This is a genomic window from Catenuloplanes sp. NPDC051500, assembly GCF_044454585.1.
Lineage (GTDB): Bacteria > Actinomycetota > Actinomycetes > Mycobacteriales > Micromonosporaceae > Catenuloplanes.
The window spans coordinates 1-15,895 of the sequence record NZ_JBITDX010000050.1 but is presented as its reverse complement, the minus strand read 5'-3'; the positions used below and the strand labels follow the sequence as shown (position 1 = coordinate 15,895).

Annotated in this window: 10 protein-coding genes and 1 pseudogene; 9 read left to right on the top strand and 2 right to left on the bottom strand. The window is 70.6% G+C overall.

Annotated elements, in window-relative coordinates; translation table 11 throughout:
• Positions 1-300: 300 nt before the first annotated feature.
• Positions 301-1,596, bottom strand: coding sequence for a hemolysin family protein (locus ACIA8K_RS41020; protein WP_396068923.1), 1,296 nt, complete (start codon positions 1,594-1,596; stop codon positions 301-303).
• Positions 1,597-2,137: 541 nt separating this feature from the next.
• Here ACIA8K_RS41020 and ACIA8K_RS41015 point away from each other — a divergent pair.
• From ACIA8K_RS41015 to ACIA8K_RS41000, 4 genes are all read left to right on the top strand, one after another.
• Complete coding sequence (locus ACIA8K_RS41015) at positions 2,138-3,043, top strand: helix-turn-helix transcriptional regulator (RefSeq protein WP_396068922.1); 906 nt, start codon at positions 2,138-2,140, stop codon at positions 3,041-3,043.
• A gap of 271 nt (positions 3,044-3,314) precedes the next feature.
• Positions 3,315-4,415: a ScbA/BarX family gamma-butyrolactone biosynthesis protein gene (locus tag ACIA8K_RS41010; protein ID WP_396068921.1), complete on the top strand. Its 1,101-nt coding sequence runs from the start codon at positions 3,315-3,317 to the stop codon at positions 4,413-4,415.
• Entirely contained in the window at positions 4,406-5,059 is a 654-nt protein-coding gene (locus ACIA8K_RS41005) for an HAD family hydrolase (RefSeq protein ID WP_396068920.1), read from the top strand. Before ACIA8K_RS41010 ends, ACIA8K_RS41005 begins: the two co-directional genes overlap by 10 nt.
• Complete coding sequence (locus tag ACIA8K_RS41000) at positions 5,056-6,672, top strand: FAD-dependent monooxygenase (RefSeq protein ID WP_396068919.1); 1,617 nt, start codon at positions 5,056-5,058, stop codon at positions 6,670-6,672. Before ACIA8K_RS41005 ends, ACIA8K_RS41000 begins: the two co-directional genes overlap by 4 nt.
• A 173-nt stretch (positions 6,673-6,845) precedes the next feature.
• On the opposite strand, the pseudogene ACIA8K_RS40995 reads toward ACIA8K_RS41000, so the two are convergent.
• Positions 6,846-7,070, bottom strand: a pseudogene (locus tag ACIA8K_RS40995) (MarR family transcriptional regulator); the annotation flags it as partial.
• A 187-nt stretch (positions 7,071-7,257) separates the two neighbouring features.
• On the opposite strand from ACIA8K_RS40995, the gene ACIA8K_RS40990 reads away from it, so the two are divergent.
• From ACIA8K_RS40990 to ACIA8K_RS40970, 5 genes are all read left to right on the top strand, one after another.
• Positions 7,258-9,531: an MMPL family transporter gene (locus tag ACIA8K_RS40990; RefSeq protein ID WP_396068918.1), complete on the top strand. Its 2,274-nt coding sequence runs from the start codon at positions 7,258-7,260 to the stop codon at positions 9,529-9,531.
• 28 nt (positions 9,532-9,559) lie between these two features.
• The gene (locus tag ACIA8K_RS40985; protein ID WP_396068917.1) at positions 9,560-10,612 is read left to right on the top strand and encodes an NAD-dependent epimerase/dehydratase family protein; all 1,053 of its coding nucleotides are present in this window, start codon (positions 9,560-9,562) and stop codon (positions 10,610-10,612) included.
• Positions 10,613-10,660: 48 nt separating this feature from the next.
• Positions 10,661-11,767 carry an alpha/beta hydrolase gene (locus ACIA8K_RS40980; protein ID WP_396068916.1) on the top strand — a complete coding sequence of 369 codons (1,107 nt, stop codon included), beginning with the start codon at positions 10,661-10,663 and terminating at the stop codon, positions 11,765-11,767.
• A 122-nt stretch (positions 11,768-11,889) separates the two neighbouring features.
• Entirely contained in the window at positions 11,890-14,022 is a 2,133-nt protein-coding gene (locus ACIA8K_RS40975; protein ID WP_396068915.1) for an MMPL family transporter, read from the top strand.
• 157 nt (positions 14,023-14,179) lie between these two features.
• Positions 14,180-15,751, top strand: coding sequence for a hypothetical protein (locus ACIA8K_RS40970; protein ID WP_396068914.1), 1,572 nt, complete (start codon positions 14,180-14,182; stop codon positions 15,749-15,751).
• Positions 15,752-15,895 lie beyond the last annotated feature (144 nt).

Below are 15,895 nucleotides of genomic sequence, written 5' to 3'. Positions count from 1 at the left end.
CGCACGGCGCTTGGTGCCGCACGGCGCTTGGTGCCGCACGGCGCTTGGTGCCGCACGGCGCTTGGTGCCGCACGGCGCTTGGTGCCGCACGGCGCTTGGTGCCGCACGGCGCTTGATGCCGCACGGCGCTTGATGCCGCACGGCGCTTGATGCCGCACGGCGCCCGATCCCGGACCTGACCGCGGAAAATTCAGTAAGTCACGAGACTGAGGGCACCTCGCGCCCGCTCTCCGCCCTCGAATGAGCAACAGAGTCGGGAGCAAGCGTTCATGGAAGCGGAAATCGCAGTGTCCCCGCGCTTCAGTCTTCAGAGGGCTCGTCGGTGGCGGGGGCGGTCTCGCGGACGCGGATCTTGGTGATGGCGTGGCCGGTGATCTCCACAACCTCGAAGCTGTGGCCGGCGGTCCGGACGACCTCGCCGGGCTCCTTCGGGATGTGGCCGAGCCGGGCCAGCACCAGGCCGGCGACGGTGGTGTAGTCGCCGTCGTCGTCCGAGTCGGGAAGTTCGATGCCGAGGTCGGTCAGGTCGTGCATCGGGAAGCCGCCGGGCAGCAGCTGGGCGCCGTCCGCCTCGCGGATCACGGAGAGGATGTCCCGGTCGGTCTCGTCGTAGATCTCGCCGACGATCTCCTCGACCAGGTCCTCGATGGTGACGATGCCGTCGATCGCGCCACGCTCGTCCACGACAAGCGCGAACTGCTGGTGCTGCGCGCGGAGTTGGCGCAGCGCGTCCGAGACTTTGAGCGTCTCGGGCAGGAAGACCGCCGGGGAGGCCAGGCCGCCGACCGGGCCGGTGGCGTCGTAGAGATCGCGCAGGTGGACCATGCCGACCACGTCGTCCAGACCCATCGGGCCGGTGACGGGCGCCCGCGAGTGGCCGGACGTGATCAGCGTGCGCAGCGCGTCGTGCGCGGGCGTCTCCGTGCGGACCGAGAGTACGTCGCGGCGCGGGACCAGGATCTCGCGCAGGATGCGGTCGGCGATGTCGAACGCGCCGCTGATGATCGTCCGCTGTTCCGGCGAGAAGTCGCGCTGCGCCGTGATCATGTCGCGGATCTCCTCCGTGGAGACCTCCTCGCGTCCCGCGCCCGGGTCGCCGCCGGTCAGCCGGACGAGCAGGTTCGTGGTCGTGCCGAGCAGCCAGATCACCGGCCGGGAGACGGTGGAGAGGAAGTCGAGCGGGCGCGCGGCCAGCAGGGCCCAGCTTTCCGCCCGCTGCATCGCGATCCGCTTCGGCGCCAACTCCCCGATGACGAGCGTGACGAACGTCAGCAGGATGGTGACCAGCAGGATCGCGACCGGTTCGGCCGCGGTGCCGAGGAAGCCGAGCGGTGCGATCAGCGGCGCGGCAAGTGAGGTCGCGGCCGCGGCGGAGGCGAGGAAGCCGGCAAGCGTGATGCCGATCTGGATTGTGGAGAGGAAGCGGTTCGGGTCGCGGGCCAGCCTGGCGAGCACCTGCCCGCCGCGCGACGTCTTCTCGAGGCGCTGGAGCTGGCTCTCCCGCAGCGAGATGAGCGCCATCTCGCTCCCGGAGAACGCCGCGTTCACGAGAACGAGAATCAGGACAAGCGCGACCTGCGCTCCATAGCCACCCACGGTGAGCCTTCCGAGAACCAACGACCGGCAGAGATTGATCCATATTCTGCCAGTAGGCGCACGATGCGCGGGTTGACCTGCGACGAAGCGACGCTGACCTGCTGGAATCCACCGTCCGGCCGGGGGCGTGCAGCGCGATCGCATCGAGGTGGACGTGCTGCCGTTGATATCGATCGATGACCGCGCATCGCCCGTGTCCGGCTGCCGGGCCAGGACGTGTCGAATGATCGCGGCCGCCGACGCCGGGGTGGGCCGTGTCGGAGGCGTTCCCTTTGACTGGGCTGGCCGACCCTGTGACCAGCATCCATGGACTTCGGTCGGGAATGTGCAGCGGAAATGTCGGCTATTCGATTGGCGGAGTGGATTTTGTTACCCGCCGGTATGCGACAGGGGTCGTTGTGACTTCGTTGTCGTGTGCAATTTACCGGGCGCGGTATATTTTGACCCTACTCATTGACAATGTTGATCATCACGGATGGTGAAAAGTTCTCGCACCTACTGCGATATGCGGCCGTGGCGGCGGTGCGCGCGCAGCGACCGCGTGAAGACGTATGGCATCAAAGCGGGGGAAAGAATGGCTTCTGACAACTTTGTCCGAAATGAACTGGCGGCGTTTTTGCGATCCCGGCGGCACCGCAGATCACCCGAGGCGGCCGGGCTCGGCGGTGGGGCCGGCCGGCGTACGCCAGGGCTGCGCCGCGAGGAGGTGGCTCGCCTGGCCGGGGTGAGTCTGACCTGGTACACGTGGCTCGAACAGGGCCGCAACATAAGGGTGTCGCGCCAGGTGCTGTCGAGCATCGCCCGCGCGCTCAATCTGTCCGAGATGGAGCGTCAGCACCTGTTCCTGCTCGCCGACGAGAAGGCGCCGCACTCGCCGGTGCAGCCGTCCGCGCCGGTAAGCGAGGATGTCCGCCAGTTTCTGGCGCTGCTCGATCCGTACCCGTCGTGGGTTTTCGACAGGTACTTCAACATTGTGGCGTGGAACCGGGCGACGGCCGCGCTGCTGGCCCCGATCGAGGACATGCCGCCGGAGCGCCGGAACGCGCTGGCATTGCTGTTCCTCGAGCCGCTGGCCCGGCGCATGCTGCCCGACTGGGAGCACGAGGCCGGCCGGCTGGTTGCGCTGCTGCGGACGGAGTGGGCCGGTGGTAAGGATGACGGCTATTTGTCTATTGTGGAGGATTTGCGGTCCGGCAGCCCCGACTTCCGCGCGCTGTGGGACCGTCGCGACGTGGCGCCGTTCACCTCCTCGATCCGCCGGTTCAACCACCCGCGGGTCGGGCTGCTGGAGCTGAAATATCTCCGGCTGAGCATGGCGGCCGATCCGGGCCGGGCGATGATGGTGCATTTTCTACCACCCGGGGACCCGGGCCTGCCGGCACTGCTGTCCCTGACCGGACAGACAAGTGTCGGCCCGGTGGCGGCGCTGCTGCCGGAGGCCAAATAGCCCGCGTATTACTGCGGTGTTTCGCGACGTTAAATGCTGTGGACAGTGGACTGATACATCCGATGACCTGAGTCACAGTGGTGTTGATAGCACCCCCTTCCGGACGCCATATCGGTTGACGGAGGCCTAGCCCGATTGCGACGGTGGGGGCGCCTTGAAATGAGGCGACCTCACCGTCCTGCCGTGCCCGGAACCAATTCGGCGACCCTGTTTCCCGAATGTGAACTCTTTAGTTGCGGCGTACGGCTAATCGAAACGGCGAAGGAGAGAAATGACTCTGGAGAATGGTGTGTCCGTGCAGGAGCACGGCACCATGACCGGCCTGCTGCCCGGTCCGCGCACGGCCCTGGCAGCCGTGCTGCCGGCCACCCTGCCGACCGTCGACACGGTGGCGGACGCCGGTGTCCAGGTCCAGCCCCGCCCATTGACCTATGACGCCCCGGTCTCCCGCCACCTGGTGCACCGCGCGTCGATCGCCGAGGTCTTCGTGACCGACTCGGTCGCCCTCGACGACGAGAACTACCTGGTCGCGGCGCAGTTGCCGCGAGGGCACGCGATCGGTGAGAACGGCACGCTCTACGACTTCCAGATCCTCGTCGAGGCGGTGCGCCAGGCCGGCGTGCTGATCGCCCACGAGCACCTCGGCATCGACCTGGAGACGCCGTTCATCTTCCGCGGTCTCGACCTGGAGGTGCTCGATCTGGCGCGTCTGCAGATCGGCGCCTCGCCTGGGGTCGCTGTCATCCGCACTTCGGTCCAGGTCGAGCGCACCGGGGCAGGACGGCTGCGGGGGCTGTCCTTCCGCGGTGGCGTGGACCTCGACGGCGAGCCGGCCGTCGAGGGCTCCGGGCGGCTGCTCTTCGTCACCAAGGGCTCCTACCAGGCGCTTCGCAAGCGGGGCCGGGAGAGCAAGCTCGCGCTCAACCGTCCCACAATGCTGCCGCTGAACCCGGCCGCGCCCGCCTCGGTCGGCCGGCACAACCCGCGCAACGTCGTGATCACCGAGCCGGTGCCTCTCGGCGATCGGCGGATCGGCGCCTCGCTGGTGATCGACCGCCGCCACCCCTACCTCTTCGACCACCCGCTGGACCACGTGCCCGGAAACCTGTCGCTTGAGGCGTGCCGGCAGGCCGCGCTCGCCGCGGTCGGCCGGGAGTACGGCCTGGCCGTGCAGAGCCTGACGATCACCGGGTTCGCCGTCGAGTTCGGCGAGTTCGCCGAGACCGACCTGCTCACCCGGCTGACCGCGCAGGTTGGCGAGTTGTCCTACGACGACCGGCGCGGCGTGGTCGCCGCCCCGGTGGTGGTCGAGCTCACCCAGGCGGGCACCGCGCTCGCCACGGCGAAGGTGCAGGTTGCGGCATGGGTGTGAACACGGAGAACATCGACGTCCTGGTCGTGGACTACGGCGGCGTGCTGACCAACCCGCTGATGGAGACCTACGGCGCGTTCGCCAAGCGCACCGGCATCCCGGTCCCGGCGCTCGTCGGTGCGTTCGTGGCGGCCACCCGGCAGTACGGTGAGACGCCGATGGCCGCCCTCGAGGTCGCGAAGATCACCGAGGAGGAGATGGTCGGCCGGCTGCTCGAGCACCTGCCACCGGGCACTGAGGACGGGCTTGGGGGCCGCCCGTTCGGCGAGCTGTGGTTCGCCGGCCGCCGGCCCAACTCGGAGCTGATCGCGTACCTCAAGGAGCTCTCCGCGGAGGGCGTGCGGCTCGGCATGCTTACCAACAACGTGCGCGAGTGGGAGCACCGCTGGCGCGCCCAGGTCCCGGTCGACCTCTTCGAGACGATCGTCAACTCGGCCGACGAGAAGATCCGCAAGCCCGACCCGGAGATCTACCGCATCCTGCTCGACCGGCTGAAGACCGAGCCGGAGCGCGTGCTCTTCGTCGACGACGATGATGACAACTGCGCGGCCGCTCGTGAGCTGGGCATTCAGGTCATCCAGTTCGAGGGTACGGCGCAGGCGATCGCCGCCGTCGACATCGCCCTGGAGAGGACGACGCCGTGACCGTGCTTGTCGTCGGCGCGGGGCCCACGGGGCTCACCGTCGCCTGCACGCTGCTGCGGTTCGGCGTGCCGTGCCGGATCGTCGACCGTCGTCCGGAGGGTGCCGGTGAGCCCAAGGCGCTGGTCCTCTGGAGCGGGGCGCTTGAGGCGCTGCGGCGCACCGGCGTCGCGGCCCCGATCGTCGGCGCGGCACTCCCGCTGGCCGGCGCCGGTTACTTCTCCCGGGGCAAGCGGCTCGGTGGGGTGCGGTTCGGCGGGCTGAAGGGCACCGCCTTCCCCGGCCCGATCTGCCTGCCGCAGCCGGCCACCGAGGAGGCGCTCCGCGACCGGCTCACCGCGCTCGGCGGCAAGATCGAGTGGAACACCGCGCTTACCGACCTGGCCACCACGCCGACCGGCGTCACCGCGGTGCTCACGAACGCCGCCGGCACCGTGGAGACGGTCAGCACTCCGTGGCTTGTCGGCGCGGACGGCACCCGCAGCACCGTGCGGGAGCAGCTCGGCATCGACTACGCCGGGCACACCTACGAGCGGACGTTCCTGCTTGCCGACGGCCGGCTCAGCGGCCCGGCCTCGCCCGACGAGGCCGAGTACCACCTGCACCCCGACGGGGTGCTTGTGGTGGTGCCGCTGCCGGGTGGCGGGCACCGGGTCTTCTTCGACGTCGCTCCGGGCATCGCCACCGAGTCCGCGCCGAGCCGGGAGGTGCTCCAGCATCTGCTCGACGTGCGCGGGCGCGGCGACATCCGGATCGAGGAGACCTGGTGGACCAGCCGGTTCCGGGTGCACGCCAAGCTGGCCGAGCGGTTCCGGGAGGGCCGGGTGTTCCTGGCAGGGGACGCCGCGCACTGCCACAGCCCGGCCGGCGGCCAGGGCCTCAACACCGGCGTCCAGGACGGCTACGACCTCGGCTGGAAGCTCGCCACGGTGCTCCGCGGCGCGGACGAGAGCCTGCTGGACAGCTACGAGGCGGAGCGGCGCCCGGCGTCGGCCCGCGCCGTGCGGCTGGCCGACCGGCAGACCAGGCTCTGGATGACCCGGGGGGCGATCCCGCGCACGCTGCGGGACACGGTGATGCGGGTGCTGTTCCGCCGCGGCGTGCTCGAGCGCACCATGGTGCCGGAGCTGGCCCAGCTGGACATCGACCACCCGGCCGGGGCCGGCGCGTCCGACCCGGCGGGCACCACCGTCACCGCCCCCGCGGCGGTCCGGCTGGCCCGCCGGATGCCGGACGCGCCGATCGCCGATCCGCTCGGGGTCACCGGTTCGCTCCACGACCGGCTGGCCGAGGGGCGGCACACGCTGCTCGCCGCCGGTGGTGAACGGGCCCGCGACACCGCCGCGCTGGCCGTCCGGCTGCTTGCCGAGCGGGGCGTGGAGGACGCGGTGGACGTGATCTGGCTGCGGCCGGAGGACGGGCACCACCCCGGCGGCCGTCCCGGCATGACGGTGCTCGGCGACACCGGCGGTGCGCTGGCCTCCGGGCAGACCGCCTGGCTGGCTCACGTGCGACCGGACGGGGTGGTCGGCGCCCGTGCGGCGGCGGACGAGGCGTCGCTGCGGACGCTGCTCAACCGCCTGCCCGCGGCCCGCGCCCAGGTCCCGGCCGCCTGACGAAGGCCCACCGGTCAGCGGCGCTTGATCGGGGCGGGATGGGCGGCCAGCAGTTGGGCCACCACCGCACGGAGGACGTCCAGATCGGCGGCGGGAACCCCGTCGAAGAACGCGGCGTCCGCCTCGGTGAGCCGGGCGAATCCGTCGCGCAACAGTGCCTGGCCGTCCGGCGTCACAGCTATCAGGTGGCGCCGGCGGTCGGCCGGGTTGCGCCGCCGCTCGGCCAGGCCCTTGCGCTCCAGCTCGTCGAGGACGCCGACAAGCACGTTCGGGTCGATGCCGAGGCGGCGGCTGACGTCCTGCTGGGATAGGGACCCGTCGCCGGCGAGGGTGGCAAGCACGTGCAGCTGACGGGGGTTCACGCCGAGCGGCTCCAGCGCGCGCTCGGCGACGGTCATCGCCAGCTCACCCACCTTGATCAGCCGGAACCCGGTGAGCCCGAACATCACCGAGGCCCCGGCACCGGTCTCTTGCTGCTGCGCCATGTGCACCACCCTAGTTGCAAAAATCCGTAGGCACAGCATACGATCGGCAGCGCGTAAGGTAACTAGTACATACGGTCCGCTGCCCGAAAGGCGCCCACCGATGTTCAGAGTTCTCGCCCGTCTCGCCGGCCGTCGTCCCTGGACGATGCTGCTGCTGGCGCTGGTCTTCCTGGTCGACGCGGTCCTGCTCGGCGGGGGCGTCGCGGACCGGCTCGGCAACGGTGGTGTCGACGACCCCGGCGCCGAGTCGACAGCCGCCGCCGAGCTGCTCGACCGGCACTTCGCCGCGAGCCGGCCCAACCTGCTGCTGCTCGTCGACGTTCCGGACGACACGGACGTGGACGATCCGGAGATCGCCCGGCAGGCGCTGGCGCTCACCACCCGGCTCGCCTTCGAGCCGGACATCGTCGGCGTGACCTCCTACTGGCAGGCCGGCCTGACCGACCTGGCCGCCCGGGACAAGGCCTCTGCGCTGATCATCGCCCGGATCGAGGGCGACGAGACGGACATGGACCGGGTCTTCGAGCGGATCGCCCCGGCGTACCGCGGCAGCACCGGCGACCTTGAGATCACCCTCGGTGGGCGGGCCGCGGTCCAGGACGACGTGCAGGACACCATCCAGGAGGACCTGCTCACCGCCGAGATCATCGTGCTGCCGATCACGCTGATCATCCTGATCCTGGTGTTCGGCAGCGTGATCGCCGCGCTGCTCCCGCTTGCCGTCGGCATCATCGCGATCGTCGGTACCAACGGGGTGCTCGGCCTGCTCAGCCGGTTCGTCGACGTGTCGATCTTCGCGCAGAACCTGACCACCGCGCTCGGGCTCGGCCTCGCCATCGACTACGCACTACTGATCGTGCGGAGATTCCGGGAGGAACGGGCGACCGGGCTCGACTCCCGGGCGGCGGTGGCCAGGACACTCGGCACCGCAGGCCGGACCGTGCTCTTCTCCGCGCTCACCGTGGCCGTCTCCCTCGCCGCGATGCTGCTCTTCCCGATGTACTTCCTGCGCTCCTTCGCCTACGCCGGCATCTCCGTCGTCATCCTCGCCGCGGCGGCCGCGCTGATCGTGCTGCCGGCCCTGCTTGTGCTGCTCGGTAACCGTCTCGACGCGCTCGACGTCCGCACACTCTTCCGCCGCCGCGGCGCCGACAAACAACGGCCCAACCGCTGGCTTGGTACGGCCCGGCTGGTCATGCGCCGCGCCCCGGTCTTCGCCGTCGGCGTCACCGCCCTGCTTGTCGTGCTCGGGCTGCCGTTCTTCCAGGTCGAGTTCGGCACCACCGACGACCGCCAGCTCCCGGTCACCTCCGAGGCGCGCTCGGTGCAGGACACCATGCGTGAGCACTTCGACGGGCGACCGGCCGGCGTGATCGACGTGGTCGTCACCGGCGCCGACCGGGATGCGATCGGCGAATACGCCGTCCGCCTCTCCCAGCTCACCGGCGTCTCCAAGGTGGACAGCCCGGCCGGCCCCTACCGCCAGGGCGCCGCGGAGAACGCCGCCACCCCCGCCGACGACCTGCGCGCCGACGGGGACGTCAGCCACCTGACCGTCACGCCGGACCTGACCATCGAGGACATCTCCCCGGAGAGTCAGGACCTGGTACGCGCCATCCGGGGCGTACCCGTGCCGGCTGGATCTGAGGTGTTGACAGGTGGTGTGGTGGCGGCGCTTGTCGACACGCAGACGGCGATCGGCGACCGGTTGATCCCGGCGATCGCGCTGATCGCGGTCACCACGCTGATCCTGGTCTTCCTGATGACCGGAAGCGTGCTGATCCCGGTGCAGGCGCTGACCCTCAACGCGCTGAGCCTGACCGCGATGTTCGGCGCCGTGGTCTGGGTCTTCCAGGACGGCAACGGCGCCGGGCTGCTCGGCTTCACCCCCACCGGTTACATCGAGACCTCGCTGCCGGTGCTGATGTTCTGCGTGGCCTTCGGGCTCTCGATGGACTACGGCGTCTTCCTGCTGGCCCGGATGAAGGAGGAACGGGAGCGGCTCGGCGACGACCGGGAGGCGGTCGCCCAGGGCATCGCCCGCACCGGCGGCGTGATCACCGCGGCCGCGATCATCCTGGCCACCGTGCTGATCGCGATCGGCTCCTCGCGGATCACCAACACCAAGATGCTCGGCCTCGGCGTGGCGCTCGCCGTGCTTGTCGACGCGACGCTGGTCCGCGCGCTGCTGGTGCCGGCCGTGATGTCGCTGACCGGCAGGGCCACCTGGTGGGCGCCGAAGCCACTGCGGGCGTTGCACAGGCGGTTCGGTCTCCGCGAGGACGATGCACCGCCACCGCCGCCGGTGGACGAGACAACCGGCGCCGACCAACCCGACGACCTGACCGAACTGTCCCGACCGGCCGCGGGCTGAACCCCGCACCGGGAGAGAGGAACACACAATGAGCGACGCATCGACCGTCCCCGCCCGGTCCTTCGTGACCGGCGCCTCCGGCCTGCTCGGCAGCCGCATCGTCACCGAGCTGCTGGCCGGCGGCGGGCAGGTCACCGCGCTCGTCCGGGACACCGACCGGGCCCGCCGCCTCCTGCCTGACCACCCCGACCTCGTCCTGGTCAGTGGTGACGTGACCGAGCCGGAGAGCTACCTGCCCTATCTCGGCGGCAACGACGTCGTATTCCACACCGCCGCGTATTTCCGGGAGTACTACCAGCCCGGGTTCGACCTTGAGCTGCTCCGCCGGACCAACGTGACAGCCGTGGAGAACCTGCTGCTTGCCAGCGCCGGGGCCGGGGTGCCGACTGTGGTGCACACCAGCTCGACAGGCGTGCTCGGCGGCGGGTCGCCCGAGCACCCGGCCGACGAGGACGACAAGCCCACCGGCGACTGGCAGCGCAACGCGTACCGGGCCAGCAAGGTGGACGCCGAAGAGGTGGTGCACACGTGCGTGCGGCGGACCGGGCAGCGGGTGCCGCTGATCCTGCCGGGCTGGATGTGGGGGCCGGGCGACGCCGGCCCGACCGCGGCCGGGCGGCTGTTCCTGGCGATCGCCAAGGGTGAACTGGCCGCCGTACCGGCCGCCGGCAACCACCTGGTCGACGCGCGCGATGTGGCGATCGCCTGTGTGCGCGCCGCAGCCGAGGGGGAGAGCGGCCGGCGGTACGTGGTGGCCGGCACCTGGCACGCGCTGCCGGACATCGCCCGGCTGATCACCGACGAGGTGGGCGTCCCGGCCCGGCGGACCGTGCCGGTGCCCGCCGCGCTGACCTTCGCCACAGTGCTGGAGACCATCGCCAAGCTCCGCGGGCAGGCGCCGATCGCCACCCGTACCGGGGTGAAGGTGCTTGTCGAGGGGCATCGCAAGCGCTACACGTCGGCCCGTGCGGAGAAGGAGCTGGGCATCGGGTTCCGGCCGCTTGCCGAGACCATCGCGGACGAGGCCGCCTGGTACCGCACGCGCGGGATGCTGCCGGCCGTGCCCGCCCACGTCGGCTGAGCCGTCCACCCACATCGACTGTCTGACCTGAGCATCGAGAGGATCATCATGGGTTTCGTCCGGGGCGCCTTCACCGTGCTGGTGGCCGCCGCACTGGCCGCGGTGCCACTTGCGGTGCAGGCCGCCGCGCCTGACCGGTCCGCGCCGGAGACCGTGCCGGTCGCGCTCGCCGATCCCCAGCGGTTCGCCGCCGAGAAGATCGTCGACGTGCCGGTCTCGTTCTCGGTGGTCAACCAGAACCGGTCCAGGAGCGCCTGCAACACCGACGGCAGGACCTACACCGTGCGGGGGCACCTGACCGCACCGCAGGCGCTGCTCGACGGCGACAAGCGGAGCATCGTGCTCTACCAGCACGGGATCGCGGCAGGGGAGTGGTACTGGCGGGTCGACCTACCCGGGTACCACCACGCGGAGGAACTGGCCAAGCGCGGGCACGCGTCGCTGACCATCGACCGGCTCGGCTACGACTCCAGCGACCAGCCGGACGGGCTGGCCATGTGCGTCGGCGGGCAGGCGGACATCACCCACCAGATCGTCAGGCAGCTGCGGGCGGGCTCCTACACGGTCGAGGGGCGGGCCCCTGTCACGTTCGACCGGGTGGCGCTTGCCGGGCAGTCAAACGGCGGCCAGATCGTGCAGATCGCGGCCTACAGCTTCAACGACGTCGACGCGCTGATCATCATGGACTGGACCGACCTCGGCCTCACCCCGCAGGCCAACGCCCGGTTCTTCGCCTCGCTGCAGACCTGCCTGCGCGGCGGCGAGCCGGTGCGGGAGGGCGGCCCCGCCGGCTACGCCTACTACGACCTCGGGCCTGACGAGTTCCGCACCGGCAACTTCAACGACACCGAGGAGCAGGTGCTTACGGTCGCCGTCCCGCACCAGAACCGGCATCCCTGCGGCGACATGGTCTCCCAGCTCGGCTCGGTGATGGTCGACGTCCGCACGCTTGCCGAGATCAAGATCCCGGTGCTGATGATGTACGGCGAGAAGGACGCCCGGGTCAGCGGCGGCGACGCCCACCGGAAGCTCTTCGCCGGCACCCAGGCCGAGCTGGTCGAGATCCCCGGCGCAGGCCACTACATGGGCCTGGCCCGCAATGCCCGCATGGTCCACGACGCGCAGGCGACGTGGCTCGACCGGCACGACTTCTGAGGAGACCACCGATGCCGCCCAGACTCCATCGACTCGGCCTCACCCTGGCGCGCCGGCGCCGTACCGTGTTGATCACCGCTCTTGTCCTTCTGATCGCCGCCGGAGCATTCGGTGCCGGTGCTATGAACGCGCTTTCGCTCAGCCGATTCGAGTCCCCCGGCTCGGAATCGGTGCGTGCCGCAGATGCCCTGCGCACGCAGTTCCACGGCGGCAGTCCCAACCTGCTGCTGCTGGTCACCGCCCGCCAGGGCACCGTCGACGACGCGCCGGTGGCGGCGGCCGGGCGGGCGGTGGCCGCCGATCTCGCGTCCCGTGAGCAGGTCGCGCAGGTCAGCTCCTACTGGACCGCGGGCGACAACCCGGCGCTGCGCAGCACCGACGGGAGCAAGGCGCTGATCGCGGCCTGGCTGCCGGGTTCCGCGACCGAGGTGCGCACCGAACTAGCAGGCCTCTCCGCGTCGCTCACCACGTCCAACGACGTGATCAGCGTGGCCGTCGGCGGGCAGGACGAGGTGTTCCGCCAGGTCGCCGAGCAGGCCCGGCAGGACTTCATCCGAGCCGAGATCGTCATCCTGCCGGTGGTCATCCTGCTGCTGTTCTTCGTCTACCGGCGATGGTCGGCGGCGCTGCTCACCCTCGGCGTGGGCGTGCTCGCCATGCTCTCCACGCTTGCGCTGCTGCGGGTGCTTGCCTCCGTCACCGAGGTCTCGACCTTCGCGGCGAACCTGACGCTTGTGCTGGGTCTGGGTCTCGGCATCGACTACAGCCTGTTTATGATCTTCCGGTTCCGCGAGGAACTCGCCCGCGGGAAGGAGATCCCGCAGGCGGTGGCCCGGACGGTCGAGACGGCCGGGCGGACGGTGCTCTTCTCCGGCATCACCGTCGCGGTCTCGCTGTCGGTGCTGCTCGCGTTCCCGTTCCCGTTCCTGCGCTCCTTCGCGTACGCCGGCGTGCTCGTGGTCCTGACCTCGGTGCTCGGCGCGATCCTGGTGCTGCCCGCCGCGCTCGCCTGGGCGGGCCGCCGGGTGGTGCGCAAGGGCTTCACCACCCCGCCCGACGAGACCCGCGGCCTCTGGTACCGCAGCGCCGGCGCGGTCATGAAGCGGCCGGTGCTGCTCGGTGGCGCCGCGCTGATCGTGCTGCTGCTTCTCGGGGCGCCGTTCCTCGGTGTCCGCTTCGGCCTGCCGGACGAGCGGATCCTGCCCGCCGACGCGTCCTCGCGCATCGTCCAGCAGCAGATCCGGCACGACGTCGGCATCGAGGCAAGCGACGCCATCAACGTGGTCGCGCCGTCCGCCGGATCCACAGACATCAGCGGGTACGCCGCACGGCTGTCGCAGATCCCCGGTGTCTCACAGGTGGAGACCGCGGCCGGCATCTTCGCCCAGGGACGGTTGTCGAGTCCGCCCACGCCGGAGTCGGCCCGCTTCGCCGCCGGGGGAGGCACCTGGCTCTCGGTCATCCCGACCACCGCAGCCCTGGACGCCGACGCGACAGGCCTGGTCTACGCGGTGCGGTCGGCCGACGCGCCCGTCGACGTGATCGTCGGCGGTTTCCCGGCCGACATGACCGACTTCCGCGACCGGCTCATCGACCGCCTGCCGGTGGTCGCCGGGCTGATCCTGGTGATCACGTTCGTGATCCTGTTCCTGATGAGCGGCAGCCTGCTGATCCCGCTCAAGGCGACGATCCTCAACGTGCTCAGTCTCTCGGTCATGTTCGGCGCGCTGGTCTTCGTCTTCCAGGAGGGCAACGGCGCGTCGTGGATCGGTTTCACCGCCACCGGCCGGATGGAACCGAGCATCCCGATCCTGATGTTCTGCGTCGCCTACGGCCTGTCGATGGACTACGAGGTGTTCATGCTCTCCCGCATCCGCGAGGAGTACGAACGCACCGGTGACACGGCCTCCGCCGTCGCCTTCGGCCTCCAGCGCAGCGGACCCCTGGTCACGGCCGCGGCAGCGATCATGGCGTTCACCTTCGCGGCCTACGCCACCGGGCGGGTCGGCTTTCTGCAGATGCTCGGGATCAGCATGGCGCTTGCCATCCTGGTCGACGCCACGATCATCCGCGGCGTGCTGATGCCGGCCTTCATGAAGCTTGCCGGCCGGGCCAACTGGTGGGCCCCGGGGCCGCTCCGCCGCCTGCACGACAGGATCGGCATCCGGGAGACCCCGCCCGACCTCGACGAGCCCGCGCCGGTCACCACCACGCCGATCAACCGCGCCCCCAAGCCCGTCCCGATAGCCGACTGACGGCGGGCGCTCGAGCTGCCCCGGCCCGGTCTGGGATACCGGGCCGGGGCATCCCCCTCCCGATCGGCTCACGGCCGTCACGCGTTTGATCCTGATTCGGTCCTGCCCGTAGTGTCGGCGTCCGTCGGTGGCGTGTGGATGCGATGAAGGTAGACCCGTGGCGATGCAGGACGTGATCCCCGAACGAGGGCATCTTCGGTTCCCGGACTCCGTGGCGGGCCGGCTGGCGCTCGGCATCGGCGTGGCCGGCGTTCTGCTGCGCGGGGTGCTGCTGTTGCTCGACGTGCCGCCGACGAACAGCGACGAGGCCACCATGGGCCTGGCCGGCGCGCACATCGCCGCCGGCGCCGATCTGCCGATCTGGTTCTACGGCCAGGCGTACATGGGCACGATCGAGGCCTACCTGGCCGCGCCGTTGTTCGCCCTCTTCGGCTCCGGCACGCTCCTGTTGCGTCTGCCGCTGCTTCTCGGGTACGCGGCCTTCCTGTTCCTCATGTACCGGCTGACCGTGCGGCTGTTCACCCCCGGGCTGGCCGTGGTCACCGTGGGCCTGCTGGCGCTCGGCGCGGACCGGGTGATCAAGAACGAGATGATCGCCGGTGGTGGCTATCCGGAGATGCTGCCCGCGGCCGCCGGCCTGATGCTGCTCGCCCTGTGGCTCGCCGACGGCGGACACCGGCCGTTGCCGCGTGCCGCCGGTTACGCGACGTTCGGCCTGGTCACCGGCCTCGCCCTGTGGGTCGACCTGTTGATCCTGCCGTACCTGGGCGTCGCCGGGATCGTGCTGTTGGTCGGGTGTCACAGTGAGCTGCGCGGGTGGGCGGGCGCGGTGTTCGCCGGCGCCACCGTGCTCGGCGCGCTGCCGCTGATCTGGTACAACCTGAACGCGCCGCCGGGTCTCGACTCGTGGAGCGTGCACAACGCCTTGAGCGCCCCGAGCGACGCGGCGCTCGTCACGCAGCTCAAGGGCGGGGTGCTGATCGGGCTGCCGCTGGCGACCGGGCTGTGCGCGCCCGGGAACTGCGCCCGCCCGCTGTGGCTGTGGGGGCCGCTGTATCTCGCCCTGCTCGCCGCCGCCGTGATCCTCGCCCTGATCGGCTGGTACCGCGCCCGGGGCGGGGATCGGCTGCCGTATCTCGCCCGGCTCGGACTGCTCGCCGCCGCGGCCGCCACGCTCGCCGCCTACCTGCGCAGCGGCGGGCCGAGCCTCGACGCCTACGAGAGCGCCCGCTACCTGCACTGCCTCCTGGTCAGCATCCCGGCCGTGTTGTGGCCGCTGTGGCGGGCCGGGCGGCTGCGAACCGCCAGGCTGGCGTCTGTCGCGGTCGTCGTCGCCGCTGCCGTGCTCGCGACCGGGCAACTGCTTGCCACTGTTCCCAGGTATCACGAGCGCGCCGAGGAACACCGTGACCTCGTGGCGACCCTGGAGCGGCTCGGCATCACGCGCGTGTACAGCGAGTACTGGACGTGCAACCGCATCTCGTTCGACACCCGGGAGCGGATCGTCTGCGCTGTTCTCACGCCCGGGATGACGCCCGGAATGGACCGCCTGCCCACGTTCGGCGACCAGGTACGCGCGGCCGCCGCACCTGCCTACGCGTTCCCCACCGGATCGCCGACGGACGCCGCGTTCGCGCAGCGGCTCACCGCGACGGCAATCTCCGCGACAGTCACCGAAACCCGTGGGTACCGCATCTACCAGCCGGTTACCGCCGTTCCCCTGCCGTGATCCGGGGCGGCGCGGAGGAGCAGGACCCGGAGCCGAGGGTCCGGTCGGCCCTGCGGTTAGGCTATGGCCGATCTCGTCGCCCCGCAGTGTGGAGAAACCTCCGGTGAAGCTCTCGATCCTCATGCCGGTTTACAACGAGGAAGC

Coding starts and splice junctions, on each gene's coding strand:
- ACIA8K_RS41010 (WP_396068921.1), top strand. CDS start 3,315: ATGACTCTGGAGAATGGTGTGTCCGTGCAGGAGCACGGCACCATGACC.
- ACIA8K_RS41005 (WP_396068920.1), top strand. CDS start 4,406: ATGGGTGTGAACACGGAGAACATCGACGTCCTGGTCGTGGACTACGGC.
- ACIA8K_RS40990 (WP_396068918.1), top strand. CDS start 7,258: ATGTTCAGAGTTCTCGCCCGTCTCGCCGGCCGTCGTCCCTGGACGATG.
- ACIA8K_RS40985 (WP_396068917.1), top strand. CDS start 9,560: ATGAGCGACGCATCGACCGTCCCCGCCCGGTCCTTCGTGACCGGCGCC.
- ACIA8K_RS40980 (WP_396068916.1), top strand. CDS start 10,661: ATGGGTTTCGTCCGGGGCGCCTTCACCGTGCTGGTGGCCGCCGCACTG.
- ACIA8K_RS40975 (WP_396068915.1), top strand. CDS start 11,890: ATGAACGCGCTTTCGCTCAGCCGATTCGAGTCCCCCGGCTCGGAATCG.